General features: G+C 64.9%; 12 protein-coding genes and 1 pseudogene. 10 read left to right on the top strand and 3 right to left on the bottom strand.

All coding sequences use genetic code 11. From position 1 onward, the window contains the following. The first annotated feature begins 236 nt into the window (after positions 1–236). Complete coding sequence (locus tag F759_RS0111505) at positions 237–1,700, top strand: carbohydrate porin (protein WP_407668529.1); 1,464 nt, start codon at positions 237–239, stop codon at positions 1,698–1,700. Between the two features lie 45 nt (positions 1,701–1,745). Here the strand turns inward: F759_RS0111505 and F759_RS0111500 are convergent, their stop codons facing one another. Further along, positions 1,746–2,633, bottom strand: a complete 888-nt coding sequence (locus F759_RS0111500; protein WP_027799980.1) for a LysR substrate-binding domain-containing protein — start codon at positions 2,631–2,633, stop codon at positions 1,746–1,748. Between the two features lie 101 nt (positions 2,634–2,734). Here F759_RS0111500 and F759_RS0111495 point away from each other — a divergent pair, with 101 nt between their 5' ends. Beyond that, a complete protein-coding gene (locus F759_RS0111495; protein ID WP_027799979.1) occupies positions 2,735–3,667 on the top strand; it encodes a DMT family transporter in 933 nt (310 codons plus the stop codon). 124 nt (positions 3,668–3,791) lie between these two features. Here the strand turns inward: F759_RS0111495 and F759_RS40795 are convergent. Continuing rightward, a pseudogene (locus F759_RS40795) lies at positions 3,792–4,029 on the bottom strand (Txe/YoeB family addiction module toxin). A gap of 24 nt (positions 4,030–4,053) precedes the next feature. Then, a complete protein-coding gene (locus F759_RS0111490) occupies positions 4,054–5,352 on the bottom strand; it encodes an MFS transporter (protein ID WP_027799978.1) in 1,299 nt (432 codons plus the stop codon). Positions 5,353–5,535: 183 nt separating this feature from the next. Between F759_RS0111490 and F759_RS0111485 the strand changes: the two genes are divergently transcribed. Genes F759_RS0111485 through mdcH form a run of 8 tightly spaced genes read left to right on the top strand, consistent with a single transcriptional unit; the run spans position 5,536 to position 12,644 of the window. Then, complete coding sequence (locus F759_RS0111485) at positions 5,536–6,309, top strand: GntR family transcriptional regulator (RefSeq protein ID WP_027799977.1); 774 nt, start codon at positions 5,536–5,538, stop codon at positions 6,307–6,309. Positions 6,310–6,317: 8 nt separating this feature from the next. Beyond that, a complete protein-coding gene (mdcA, locus tag F759_RS0111480; protein ID WP_027799976.1) occupies positions 6,318–7,979 on the top strand; it encodes a malonate decarboxylase subunit alpha in 1,662 nt (553 codons plus the stop codon). Beyond that, entirely contained in the window at positions 7,979–9,004 is a 1,026-nt protein-coding gene (locus F759_RS0111475) for a triphosphoribosyl-dephospho-CoA synthase (RefSeq protein WP_084534240.1), read from the top strand. Before mdcA ends, F759_RS0111475 begins: the two co-directional genes overlap by 1 nt. Before the next feature lie 5 nt (positions 9,005–9,009). After that, the gene (locus F759_RS0111470) at positions 9,010–9,324 is read left to right on the top strand and encodes a malonate decarboxylase subunit delta (RefSeq protein ID WP_027799974.1); all 315 of its coding nucleotides are present in this window, start codon (positions 9,010–9,012) and stop codon (positions 9,322–9,324) included. Continuing rightward, positions 9,321–10,208, top strand: coding sequence for a biotin-independent malonate decarboxylase subunit beta (locus tag F759_RS0111465; protein ID WP_027799973.1), 888 nt, complete (start codon positions 9,321–9,323; stop codon positions 10,206–10,208). Before F759_RS0111470 ends, F759_RS0111465 begins: the two co-directional genes overlap by 4 nt. Continuing rightward, positions 10,205–11,020 (top strand): biotin-independent malonate decarboxylase subunit gamma, encoded by an 816-nt coding sequence (mdcE, locus tag F759_RS0111460; RefSeq protein ID WP_027799972.1) that lies wholly within the window; start codon positions 10,205–10,207, stop codon positions 11,018–11,020. Before F759_RS0111465 ends, mdcE begins: the two co-directional genes overlap by 4 nt. Then, positions 11,020–11,712: a malonate decarboxylase holo-ACP synthase gene (locus tag F759_RS0111455; RefSeq protein ID WP_027799971.1), complete on the top strand. Its 693-nt coding sequence runs from the start codon at positions 11,020–11,022 to the stop codon at positions 11,710–11,712. Before mdcE ends, F759_RS0111455 begins: the two co-directional genes overlap by 1 nt. Further along, complete coding sequence (mdcH, locus tag F759_RS0111450; protein ID WP_027799970.1) at positions 11,712–12,644, top strand: malonate decarboxylase subunit epsilon; 933 nt, start codon at positions 11,712–11,714, stop codon at positions 12,642–12,644. The genes F759_RS0111455 and mdcH overlap by 1 nt, the downstream gene beginning before the upstream one ends. Positions 12,645–12,676: the final 32 nt, after the last annotated feature.

Here is a 12,676-nt window from a genome sequence, read left to right as displayed (position 1 = left end):
CTATCGTGCCTCGGTACGATCACGCCCATTCTCCGGTTCCCGTGAACCGAAGCCGGCCCGCGCCGGTTAAACAGCTATTTAACGCCGCGACGCGCGAGAGCAGTCCATAACAACATTAAAGGCTTTTGATGAACCTCGCCCGGTCCATTCATCGCGTTGCACCCGCGCCTATCCGCTGTGAGTTTTTGTCGTCGAAGTTTTTTTCGTCGAGCGGCGAGACAATCCCGCGATTGCGCATGCCTTCGATGCGCCGCACGGTGTTGCGTTCTGCATTGTGCACGGCGTTCGCATGGGCTTGTCCTGCAGGCGCGGCAATGGCGCAGACCGATGTAAATGTCAATGCCAACGCCGCGCGCGACGCGAGCGAAACGGCCGGCGCCGACGCGAACAAAGGCGCAGTCAGCGCGACCGGTTTGTGGAGCCGCGACCAGATGTTCGGCGACATTGGCGGTTTGCGTCCCTGGCTCGGCCAATACGGCATAACGTTCGGGCTCACGGAAACCAGCGAACTGCTCGGCAACCTGCGCGGCGGCCTCGCGCGCGGCGTTGCATACGATGGCGTCACGACCGCAACCGTTCAACTGGACACCGAAAAAGCATTTGGCTTGCCGGGCGGCCAGTTCAACGTGAGCGCATTGCAGATTCACGGCCGCAATCTCAGCAGCGACAAACTCGGCACGCTGAATACGGCAAGCGGCATCGAGGCGGACGACAGCACGCGCCTGTGGGAGCTGTGGTATCAGCAGTCGCTGCTGAACAAACGCGTCGACGTGAAGATCGGTCAGCAGAGTATCGATCAGGAGTTCATCTCCAGCACGTACTCCGCGCTTTTCATCAACACGATGTTCGGCTGGCCCGCACTGCCCTCCTACGATATGCCGTCGGGCGGCCCGGCATATCCGCTGTCGGCGCTCGGCGTGCGCGTGCGCGGACGTATCACGCCTTCGTTGACGGCGCTCGCCGGTGTGTTCGACGGCGATCCGCTCGGCAATAACGCCGACAACCGCAGCGGCACCAACTTCAATCTGCATAACGGCACGCTGTTCATCGGCGAGTTGCAATATGCGATCAACCAGCCCGCCGACAGCGACGCAGCGCCTGCGGCGAGCGCTGCGGGCGGCGGGTTGCCGGGCACGTACAAGATCGGCGTCTGGTACAACAATGGCCGTTTCGCGGACCCGCGTTACGACCACAACGGCGTGTCGCTCGCGAGTCCCGCATCCACGGGCGTCGCGGCGAACCATCGCGGCGACTACAGCTTCTACGCAGTCGCCGATCAGATGGTCTGGCGACCGGACCCCAACGAAGCACGCAGCCTCGGCGTCTTCGCCCGCGTGATGGGCGCGCCGGGCGACCGCAATCTGGTAAGCCTTGCGGCCAATCTCGGCGTCGTGCTGAAGGCGCCGTTCGCCGGCCGCGACAATGACAGCGCGGGCCTTGCCCTTACGTACATCAAGGTCGGCAGCCACGCGCGCGGGATCGATCAGGATAACCTGGCATTCAGCGGCGGCCCGTATGGCGTTCGCACCAGTGAAACGGCACTCGAAGCAACTTACCAGTATCAGATCGCCCCGTGGTGGATGCTACAGGCCGACGCGCAATACACGTTCAACGCGGGCGCCGGTCAGAACCCGAACGATCCGTCGAAGCCGCTGCGTAACACGTTCGTCGTCGGCCTGCGGACGAATATCACGTTTTGATACGATTCGCGCGACCGTCGCATGTGTAAGCCGCGCTGCGCTGAATCAGGACGCGGCCGTGGACCCGCGTGGCTGTGCGCGCAAAGACAGGTCCTGCACCATCTGTGCAGCCAGATAATCGCACGTCGGCCGATCCGACTTCGCGCTGCGCGCGACCACGATTTCGAGCGGCTCGATCTTCGGTAAGCCTTGCGCTTCGCCAAGAATGGCGAGGCGCGGCGGCACGCTGCAACGCGTGAGCGCAACCACCGACAAACCCGCGTCCACCGTTGCGACGAGGCCCATCAGGCTCGCGCTGCTGAATGCCGCGCGATAGCGAAGCCGCGCGCCATCGAGTGCGGCAAGCGTATGCTGGCGCGCCACGCAACCGGGCTCGTAGAGCCCGACCGGCAACGGCGAGGCCGCCAGCACCGGCGTGTCGACGGAAGCACCCACCCACACCATCGGCTCGCTGCGCACGAATTCGCCGCGCAATTTGTGGTCGCGTGTGACAAAGGCGAGATCGATCTTGTTGTCGGCGAGCATCGGCGCGAGCGACGTGCTCTGCGCGCAGACAATTTCAATTTCCACGTGCGGATAGAGATTCGAAAAGCGCCGCAATACTGGCGACAACAGCGACGACACGTAATCGTCCGGTGCGCCGAGCACCACGCGCCCGGTGACTTCGGGCCGAACGATCGCCGACCACGCTTCCTCGTGCAACGCCAGCACGCGCCTCGCATACTCAAGCAGCGTATTGCCGGGCCGCGTGAGCGACAGATTGCGCGTATTGCGCGCGAACAGCGTGGTGCCGAGCATGGTTTCGAGCCGCTTGATCTGCATGCTGACCGCCGCCTGCGAGCGATGCACGCTTGCCGATGCCTTCGTAAAGCTGCCGGTATCCACGACGGCAACGAAGGTGCGCAACAGATCGACGTCGAATTCGGGGTGCATGATTTATCAGTCGCGCTTATGGAATTTCTCAATTTAATTCGTTTGTGCATGCGGCGCAACCGGCGCAATACTTGGGTCATCACTTTACGGAGACGATCGGCATGGCCCTCACGCAACGTCAACAGGGCGCCATTACGTTGGCCGGCGGCGGGCTTCTGATGGGTACGCTAGGCATCTTTGTCGAGGAAGCGCGGCTCGGCGCGCTGACACTCGTGTTCTTTCGCTGCCTGTTCGGCTTTCTCTCGCTCGCCGGGTACTGCGCGTGGAAGGGCTTCCTCACGCGCGGACATTTCACACGACGCACGCTCGTGCTCGCGCTGACCTCCGGTGTGCTGATGGTTACGCAGTGGGTCGGCTTTTTCGATGCGATCCATCGCACCAGCATTGCGGTGGCGACCGTGGTGTTTCATGTGCAGCCGTTCTGGGTCGTGCTGATCGGCGCGGCGCTTTTTAACGAACGGCTAGGCGCGGACCGACTCGGCTGGATCGCGACCGCCTTCGTCGGGCTCGTGCTCGCGTCGGGCGTCGCGGCCACGGAAAATCTGCAAGGTCATACGAGCTATCTGATCGGCATCGGCGAAGCGTTGGCCGGCTCGGTGCTATACGCGAGCGTCACGTTGATCGCGAAGGGACTCGGTGATTTGCGCCCGCACCTGCTGACGCTCGCGCAATGCGCAGTGGGCGTTGTGTGCCTGCCGTTCATCGCGCCGCTCGTTGCGCCCTTTGGCGCCCTGCATATCGGGCCGATGCAGTGGTTCTGGATCGTCGGCATGGGCGTGCTGCACACAGGGCTCTCGTATGTACTGATCTACGGCGCGTTGCCGAAGCTCACCACGCCGATCATCGCGGTACTGCTGTTCGTCTATCCGCTCACCGCGATTGCCGTCGATGCAATCGTGTACGGTCGCGCGCTTTCGCTGCCGCAACTCGCGGGGATGGCGCTCATCGTGATCGCGAGTCTCGGCGTGAATCTCGGCTGGCCGCTGTTTTCGTTGCTGGTTCCTGGCCGGCGCGCGCGGCGTCATGCCGAGTGAACTGCGAGTGTGGACCTGATCGCTGAACGGAACGGGCCCGCGAACGGCGCCCGATTTGTTGTCGATGGCCGCGTGGTCGCCTACTGATGCTTAACGATCCGTTAACGGTAACGTCACCGCTCTCTCACTGGTCATAGTGAAAGCGGCAGGCAATCACATAGACCTTTTTCATCTCCCGGCAAATACACGAGCCGGTCCGCATGCGTGATGCGGCGCGACCAGAAACCGCTCAGGCTGCCGGCAAGCGGCTCCGGCTTTCCTGTGCCGGCAAACGGATCGCGCCGGCACTCCTCAAGCAACGTATTGATCTTGCGGACGACTTTGCGGTCGGTCTCCTGCCAGTATGGATAGTCGTCCCAAATCCCTTGCTGCGCGGCCCCTCAGCGTTACTGCGGCAACACTTCGCCCCTCGTTTCCGGCGCGAACGGAATCACGAACAGACCGGCGATAAACACGAGCGCCGTCAGAGCCACCGGCAAGCCGAGCGTGTGCATATGAAGAACCGCCGCGCCAAGCAGAAAGTTCACGCCCGCGCCGACGAATCGTCCGAACGACGTACAGAACGCAAACGCCGTCGCACGCACGCGCGTTTCGAACTGCTCGGGCAGCCACAAACTGAACAGCGCGAAATTGCCGCCGAAAAAGCCGAGCACGAACAGCCACGCGATGAACGGCGCGAGCCCGTTCGGCAAATAGAAGGCCCAGCCGAAACTTCCGGCGATCGCCACCGCCATTCCCGCGAAATAAAAAGCCAGCGTCTTGCGACGGCCGAAGCGCTCCGCAAGTGGCGGCAGCGCGAGGCAGCCGAGAATCGTGCCGATGGAGAGCAGGCCCGTCGCGAGCGACGCCATTCTGATCGCGTCGTTCTTCGCCATGCCGGCCTTGGTCGCAAGCTGGATGACCGCCGACGGCTCATACACGGCGCCCGCCCATAAACCGATGATGGCGATCGTCAACAGAATGCACGCGACCCACGTGCGCCGCCGGTAGGCCGGTCCCAGGATTTCGCGCAGCGGCTTCACGCGTTCGGCGCGCACTTCCGCCCGCTGCCATTTCTCGGATTCCTTCACGCGCAGCAAGATCAGAATTGCGACGACTACCGGCACCGCGCCGGTGAGAAACATCGCGCGCCAGCCGAAGTGCACGCCAATTGTGTAATTGAGCGCAGCAGCCAGAAAGAAGCCCGCGTAGTAACCCGTTTGCAGATAACCGGCGCCCATCTTACGACGATCCTCCGGCCACGCTTCCGCCACATAGGTGCCGGCCAACGCCCATTCGCCGCCGATGCCCACGCCCGCGATGAAGCGATAGATCCCCAGCTCCCACACGTTGTGAGAGGTGGCGGCAAGCCCCGTGAAGATCGCGAACGTGAAGATCGTGCCGGCGAGCACTTTGGTTCGTCCGAAACGGTCGGCAAGCGGCCCCCAGATAAACGACATGCCCCATCCAACCAAGAACAGCGCGAACAGGATCGAACCAGCCAGCCCGACATTGGCGGGCGTCGCCGCGTAGCCGGAGCGCGGCAACAACTCGGTCAGCGCGGGCGTGAGCACCAGCGCGTAGATGAACGAGTCCATGCCGTCGAGCGTCCAGCCGGCCCATGCACCCCAGAAACCCGCGATCTGCGAGCGATTCAACGGCGTGCGACGCCGTGCGGCCGACGCGCGGTCGGTGAGTGAACTCATCGTGCTCCTCCTTGCTGTTACCTGCATATAAAGGGATACGACCAAGCGATACGACCGGATGCGCGCTGTCGGTGATGGGCTTCTCCCGCTCTCCATCGACAAAAGCCTCGCAGGACGCCTGCAAACGACTTCCGGGTTTGCCCGCGTTTAATTCGCGCGATTTTGTATATAATATTTGAACTTATGAACGACGCAACAGATGGTTTTCCCCTGGATGCTGCCGCGCGCGTGCCGCTTCTTCCCGCGGCCGCGCCGCGAGCGAGCACGTCCCGCGTGATCGCAGAGGCGTTGCGCGAGGCGATCATCGACGGCACGCTGGCGCCGGGCTCGCCGCTACGCCAGGATGCGATCGCCCGGCACTTCTCGGTCAGCGCGATTCCGGTGCGGGAGGCCTTGCGTCTGCTTGAGACCGAAGGCTGGGCGAAGGTCGCGGTGCACAAGGGCGCAACCGTCGCGCCGTTGTCGGCGGATGAAGCGCGCGAAATCTACGAGATCCGTTCCGCGCTGGAGAGCCTTGCAATCGGGCTCGCGATACCCAGGCACAGCGCCGCCACGCTGCGCGAATGCGCCGCGCTGTGCCGCGCGGCCGAGCGCGAGCCGGACCCTTCGCTGTACGTCGCGCGCAATGCCGAGTTCCATATGAGCCTGTATGCGCCTGCTGCGCGTCCTCAGCTCGAAGACCTGATCCGCGTGCTGCATCGGCGCGGCGAACGATATCTGCGCCTGAAGTTCGGTTTGCCTTCATACAAAGGCGAATCCGACAATGAACACAGCGAATTACTCGATGCCGTGCAACGGCGCGACGTGCCTGGCGCACAAGCGCTCGTCGTTGCGCATCTGCTCGGTACTGGCGAGCTGCTTCACCGTTTCCTGACCGAACGCGCACCGGCGGAAGCCGTGCTCGCGAACCGGCCCAAGCCGCGCGGCAGACCCCCGCGCACCACCACCGGGAGTTGATTGAGCCGATGAACCCACCTGCCGAAGCGTCATCCGCCGCACGTTCATGGACCACGCGCCGCGACGAAAAAAATCGCCGCCTCGCGGCCGTCGCGCCGTGGCTCGAGGACGGCGTGCTGCAGCCAAACCGCATCGTCGATGCGCTAGAAACGCTGATCCAGCCAGGCGATCGGGTCGCGCTCGAAGGCGACAACCAGAAGCAGGCGGACTTTCTGTCGCGCTCGCTGGCAAAGGTCGATCCGCAAAAGCTTCACGACGTGCATCTGCTCATATCGAGCATCAGCCGCCCCGAGCATCTGACGCTGTTCGAGCGCGGCATTGCGCATAAGGTGGACTTCTCGTTCGCCGGGCCGCAGAGCTTGCGTGTCGCGCAATTGCTCGAAGACGGGCAACTGGAAATCGGCGCGATCTATACGTATGTCGAGCTCTATGCGCGCATGTTCGTGGACCTGACGCCGCATGTCGCGCTGCTCTGCGCGGAAAAGGCCGACCGTCACGGCAATCTCTATACCGGCCCGAACACAGAGGACACGCCGACCATCGCGGAAGCCGCCGCGTTTCGTCACGGCATCGTGATCGTGCAGGTGAACGAAATAGTCGATGAACTGCCGCGCGTCGACATTCCCGGCTCATGGGTCGATGTGGTCGTGCAGGCGGACCGGCCGTTCGCAGTGGAGCCGCTGTTCACGCGCGATCCGCGTCATATCGGCGACCTGCAAGTGCTGACAGCGATGATGGTGATACGCGGCATCTACGAGCCGTACGGCGTGAGTTCGCTGAACCACGGCATCGGCTTCGACACCGCGGCAATCGAGCTGCTGCTACCGACCTACGGCGAGTCGCTCGGCCTGAAGGGCAAGATTTGCCGCAACTGGACGCTCAATCCGCATCCTACGATGATCCCGGCCATCGAATCGGGCTGGGTCGAGAGTATCCATTGCTTCGGCAGTGAAGTCGGCATGGAGGCGTATATCGAGGCGCGTCCCGATGTGTTTTTCACCGGCAACGACGGCACGCTGCGCTCGAATCGCGTGCTGTGCCAACTGGCTGGGCAATACGGCGTCGATCTGTTCATCGGCTCGACGTTGCAGATCGACGCGGACGCGAATTCGTCGACGGTGACGCGCGGACGTCTCGCCGGCTTCGGCGGTGCGCCGAATATGGGCCACGATCCGCGCGGCCGGCGTCATTCGAGCGAAGCATGGCTCAAGCTGCTGAAGGACCAGGGGCCCGTGTCGCGCGGTCAGAAACTGGTGGTGCAACTGGCGGAGACGTACAAGAAAGGCGGCGAGCCGACTTTCGTCGATGAACTGGATGCCATCGCAGTCGGTGCGAAAAACGGCATGCCGGTCGCGCCCGTTATGATCTACGGTGACGATGTGAGCCATGTCGTTACCGAGGAAGGCATTGCGCATTTGCACAAGGCCGAAGGCATCGACGAACGGCGCGCCGCGATTGCCGCGGTGGCCGGCGTAACGCGGATCGGCTTGCGCGCGAAGCCGGAGAAAACCGCCGAGTTGCGCCAGCGTGGGATTGTGGCCTATCCGGAGGACCTGGGCATTCGGCGCGGAGAAGCGAAACGCTCTCTGCTGGCGGCACGCAGCATCGACGATCTCGTGACGTGGTCGGGCGGTCTGTATGCGCCGCCAGCGCGCTTCAGGAGTTGGTGATGAGAGCGGCTGCTGTTTTTATCGAGCGAGAAGAGTCGCGTTCTGGGCGGACCACGCACGTTCAGGAGTCGGTGATCAGCGCGGCGGCTGGTTTGCCGGAGCAAGGGCAGTTGCGTTCCGCGCGCGCCTTGTACAAGCGCGCCGAATCGCCCGCCGCTCGCGCGAACAAACGCACGCGCGACCTGCCCACCGACGCGCAACTGGCCCATTACGCCGTCGCCGCGCTGGTCGACGAAGCCGAACTCACGCCCAAGCCCGCGCTGGTCGACCGACGCGGCAGTGGCGCGCATCGCGACCTCGACCTGGCGATCATGCGACGCTCGGCGCACGCGCTCGAACCAACCTTCGCCGCGCTCGCACACGTGGCGCGCCGCCGCGGCGAACCGTCGGCACTATTGCGCACCGAACTCGCGCAGATCGGGCGCGCAGGCGAACAGGACATGCTGCGTGCGACAGGCGGCAGCAACGCGCATCGCGGCGCAATCTGGATCATCGGGCTGCTGGTCGCGGGGGCGTCGTTACCGGATGCCGCGGCCCGGCTCGACGCGTCGAACATCTGCCGGCGCGCCGCGCAGATTGCCTGCTTCCCCGACCGCTTCGCCGCTGCCACCGACAGTCACGGCGAACGCGCGCGACAGCGCTACCAGGTAGGCGGCGCGCGCCGCGAAGCGCAAGAAGGCTTTCCGCATGTGATCGGCACCGGCTTGCCCGCGCTGATCGCGGCGCGCGAGCGCGGCATCGCCGATGACGCCGCGCGCATCGACGCCTTGCTCGCGATCATGGCTTCGCTCGACGACACCTGCCTGCTGCATCGCGCGGGTCTCGCCGGCTTACATGCGGGTCAGCGCGGCGCGCGGCGCGTGCTGCAAGCCGGTGGAAGCTCCACACGCGAAGGCAAAACTGCGTTCGCCGCGCTCGAATACGAACTGCTGTCGCTCAACGCATCGCCCGGTGGCGCAGCCGATCTGCTCGCCGCGACCCTCTTTCTCGACATGCTGGCGCGTCACGACGCCAGCGGGAGCTGAGCCACATGGAACATCTGACCTTCGACTATCCGGCGCAACGCGCCGTCACGACCCGCGCGCACGTCGGCGTGGTCGGCTCGGGCGATCTGGAAGTCCTGCTCGCGCCCGCCGATAAGGCGAACGCGCTGACCGCACACGTCGTCGTGCGCACGAGCGTGGATGGCTACAGTCACATCTGGAAAAGCGTGCTCGACCGCTTTTTCAGCCGCTACGACGGCGCCGCACAAATCGAAATCAACGACTTCGGTGCGACGCCGGGCGTCGTGGCATTGCGGCTCGCTGAAGCCGTCGAAGCCGCCGAACAGGGAGACGACGCATGAGCTCGCTTGCAAGCACGCACGCCGCGCCGCTGCTGCGTGAGAGTTTCATCGAATTGCCCGCGCGCGAGCGCGCCCGCTCGCTGCTCGATGCGGGCACGTTCCGCGAATTGCTCGGCCCGTTCGACAGGATAGAGTCGCCGTGGCTGCCGCTGCAAGGCGTCGTATGTCAGGCCGACGACGGCTGCGTGATCGCGCGCGGCACCATCGACGGCGAGCCTGCCGTGATCGCCGCGATCGAATCGGCGTTCCAGGGCGGCAGCATCGGCGAAGTGTCGGGCAGCAAGATTGCCGCGGCGCTCGAAATGGCGTTGCGCGATTGCGAGCGCGGCAAGATCGTGCGTTCCGTCGTGCTGTTCGAAACGGGCGGCGTACGCCTTCAGGAAGCGAACCTGGGTCTCGCCGTGATCGCCGAGATTCAGGCGGCAATCGTTGCGCTGCGCCGTCATGTGCCGGTGGTCGGCGTGATCGCGGGCATGGTCGGCTGCTTTGGCGGCATGTCGCTCGCGGCCGCGCTGTGCTCGTACCTCGTCGTGACGAAGCAGGGACGGCTCGGTATGAACGGGCCCGAAGTGATCGAGCAGGAAGCCGGCATCGAGGAACTCGATGCAAGCGACCGGCGCCGTGTGTGGCAACTGATCGGCGGCGAACAGCGCGCAGCGACAGCGCTCGCGGACAGCCTCGTCGACGATGATTCGGAGGCCGTGCGCGCCGCGGTGCATGCCGCGTTTGCGCGGGGCGTACCGGCTGCACACCGAAGCGAACAGGTCGACACGTTTTTGCAGCGGCTCGCGCGAATCGATCCGGCCAACGTCACGCCGCAAAGCATGCGCGAGCTTTACTCGACGCAGCAAACAGAGAATCGGCCGCGCAAGGAGCAAGCATGAGCGATACCCAACTGAGCCGCGGCGCGCGCTGGTTCCAAGCGTTCGCCGGCGAGTCCCGCAGCGCGGCACCCGTGTGGAGCGGCGACGCGCCGCTCGGCGACGACACTGCGCGCTTCATCACCGTCGTGCCCGACGCAGGCAACCGCTTTCCGCGCGCGACCGATAACGTGGTCGGTCTCGAACAAGGCTGGCAACTCGCGCGAGCAGTACGCGAGGCCATCGCCGACGATGCGGCGAGCAGCACGCGCCGCCCGATCGTCGCGATCGTCGATGTGAAAAGCCAGGCGTACGGCTATCGCGAGGAAATGCTAGGCATTCACCTCGCATGCGCCGCGGCGGTCGACGCGTATGCGTCGGCTCGCGATGCGGGGCATCCGGTCATCGCGCTGATCGTCGGACCGGCGATGTCGGGCGCATTCCTCGCACACGGCTATCAGGCAAATCGCATCGTCGCGCTCGACGCGCCGGGCACGATGGTTCACGCAATGGGCAAGGAAGCCGCCGCGCGCGTCACGCGCCGCACGGTCGAAGCGCTCGACGCACTCGGCGAAACCATCGTACCGATGTCTTACTCGATGGCCTCGTTCGCGAAACTGGGGCTGCTCGATCAGCTGATAGAAGGCATCGACGCGGACGCGCCGGACGCAGCGCAAATCCAACGCGTGCGGCAGGTGTTGTGCGAACAGATCGGCAGCGCACGCACGGGCAACCGCGATCTGTCGCGCCGGCTGGAATCGGCGGCGGCGCAGAAGAACCGCGCGGCATCCATCGAGGTGCGGCGGCGTCTCGCTGAACAATGGGATGCCGTGTGATGCGGGTCTGTGCCGCGCCGCCCTTCACGACGCCGTGCGCTGGGTCGTCGGATGAGCGCTGGCGGCCGCATGATCTGCTGCGTTTGCGGCGCCTCGCTGCATTCGACGGCGAACCGGCATGGGTCCGCGATGCCTTCGAGCGCGCGCCGTATGCCGTCGTGCGACGCGCACTCGCCTCGCAAGACATCGTTGCGATTGGCGTGCGCGGCGCGCAGCGCTCGCAGCGGTACGGCACATGGGCGGCATCTGCGGATATCGTGGAAGCACTCGCGCCTGAAGCGCTTGCGCACGATGAACCGCTCGCGGGGCGCGCTGTGTTACCCGCCTTCGCCGCGCTCGCCGCATTGCGCCGGCAAGCAAGCGCATTAAACGGATTCGTATGGGGGCCCACCGGCGGCGCGGGTTTCGAACTGGCAACGCAGACAAAGGCAGTATCGGAATCGAGCGATCTCGATCTATTGATTCGGACACCGGAACGATTATCGCGAGAATCCGCAGCGGACCTGCTGGATCAGCTTGACACGCTCGCGCGACAAACCGGCATTCGCATCGACGCGCAACTCGAAACGCCAGCAGGCGGCGTTGCGCTAGCCGAATGGGCCGCGGGCAAATCGCGCGTGATGGCACGCCACGCAAGCGGCCCGCAACTGCTTGCCGATCCGTGGACCGCCGTTCAACCGACGGGCGTCTGATGCTCGCGCTCATCTTCCCCGGCCAGGGCGCGCAGACCGACGGCTTCCTGCATCGCCTGCCGTCGCATCCCGCCGTGCATGCCACACTCGATGAGGCATCCGACGTACTCGGCGTCGACGTCCTCACGCTCGACACGCCGGACGCATTGCGCTCGACAGTTGCCGTGCAGTGCGCCTTGACCGTGGCGGGCGTGGCCCTCGCCCGCGCGCTGGCCGACGAAGCACTAACGCCGGACATGAGCGCGGGCTTGTCGGTGGGCGCATACCCGGCGGCGGTCAGTTGCGGCGCGCTCGCCTTCCACGACGCGTTGGACATGGTGCGCCGTCGCGCGCAACTGATGGAAGCCGCGTATCCATCGGGCTACGGTCTTGCGGCAGTGTCCGGGCTGACCGAGCACGCGCTCGCAACGCTTGCCGCCCGGCACGCCGACGAAGGCGAAGCGCCCGTCTATATCGGCAATGTGAATGCGCCGCGCCAGGTCGTGATGGCCGGTGCGAACGCGGCGCTGGACAGCTTCATCGCCCGCGCGTTGGCTGCCGGAGCACGCAAGGCGACGCGCCTCGCGGTCAGCGTGCCTTCGCATTGCGAATTGCTCGCGCAGGCAAGCGACGAACTGTCGGCCTACGCACGTTCGATTCGCTTTAGCGCGCCGCAAAGCGTCTACATCGGCAATCGCGGCGGCCGTCCCTTGTACACGGCTGACGCGATTCGCGACGACCTCGCGACCAACATGCGCTACACCGTGCGATGGTTCGACGCGCTCACCGTCATGCAGGAAATGGGTATGCGCGTCGCGATCGAAGCGTCGCCCGGCCAGGTGTTGACCGACATCACGCGCGAACATTATCCGGACGTTGCCGCACTCGCGGCCAGTACGCTGCCGTTCGAACGCCTGACGGCGACGGCGCGGCGGCGCCTCGAAACCAGATAGACAACGGCGCTCTATACGGCTCGACAAAAAGC

The sequence above is a fragment of the Paraburkholderia dilworthii genome (genome assembly GCF_000472525.1).
Classification (GTDB): domain Bacteria; phylum Pseudomonadota; class Gammaproteobacteria; order Burkholderiales; family Burkholderiaceae; genus Paraburkholderia; species Paraburkholderia dilworthii.
The sequence above is the reverse complement of the archived record's forward strand: the minus strand, read 5'-3'. Positions and strand labels throughout refer to the sequence as shown.

Excerpts from the sequence above, each read along its gene's own strand:
- F759_RS0111505 (WP_407668529.1), top strand. The coding sequence starts at position 237 with ATGCCTTCGATGCGCCGCACGGTGTTGCGTTCTGCATTGTGCACGGCG.
- F759_RS0111500 (WP_027799980.1), bottom strand. The coding sequence starts at position 2,633 with ATGCACCCCGAATTCGACGTCGATCTGTTGCGCACCTTCGTTGCCGTC.
- F759_RS0111495 (WP_027799979.1), top strand. The coding sequence starts at position 2,735 with ATGGCCCTCACGCAACGTCAACAGGGCGCCATTACGTTGGCCGGCGGC.
- F759_RS0111490 (WP_027799978.1), bottom strand. The coding sequence starts at position 5,352 with ATGAGTTCACTCACCGACCGCGCGTCGGCCGCACGGCGTCGCACGCCG.
- F759_RS0111485 (WP_027799977.1), top strand. The coding sequence starts at position 5,536 with ATGAACGACGCAACAGATGGTTTTCCCCTGGATGCTGCCGCGCGCGTG.
- mdcA (WP_027799976.1), top strand. The coding sequence starts at position 6,318 with ATGAACCCACCTGCCGAAGCGTCATCCGCCGCACGTTCATGGACCACG.
- F759_RS0111475 (WP_084534240.1), top strand. The coding sequence starts at position 7,979 with ATGAGAGCGGCTGCTGTTTTTATCGAGCGAGAAGAGTCGCGTTCTGGG.
- F759_RS0111470 (WP_027799974.1), top strand. The coding sequence starts at position 9,010 with ATGGAACATCTGACCTTCGACTATCCGGCGCAACGCGCCGTCACGACC.
- F759_RS0111465 (WP_027799973.1), top strand. The coding sequence starts at position 9,321 with ATGAGCTCGCTTGCAAGCACGCACGCCGCGCCGCTGCTGCGTGAGAGT.
- mdcE (WP_027799972.1), top strand. The coding sequence starts at position 10,205 with ATGAGCGATACCCAACTGAGCCGCGGCGCGCGCTGGTTCCAAGCGTTC.
- F759_RS0111455 (WP_027799971.1), top strand. The coding sequence starts at position 11,020 with ATGCGGGTCTGTGCCGCGCCGCCCTTCACGACGCCGTGCGCTGGGTCG.
- mdcH (WP_027799970.1), top strand. The coding sequence starts at position 11,712 with ATGCTCGCGCTCATCTTCCCCGGCCAGGGCGCGCAGACCGACGGCTTC.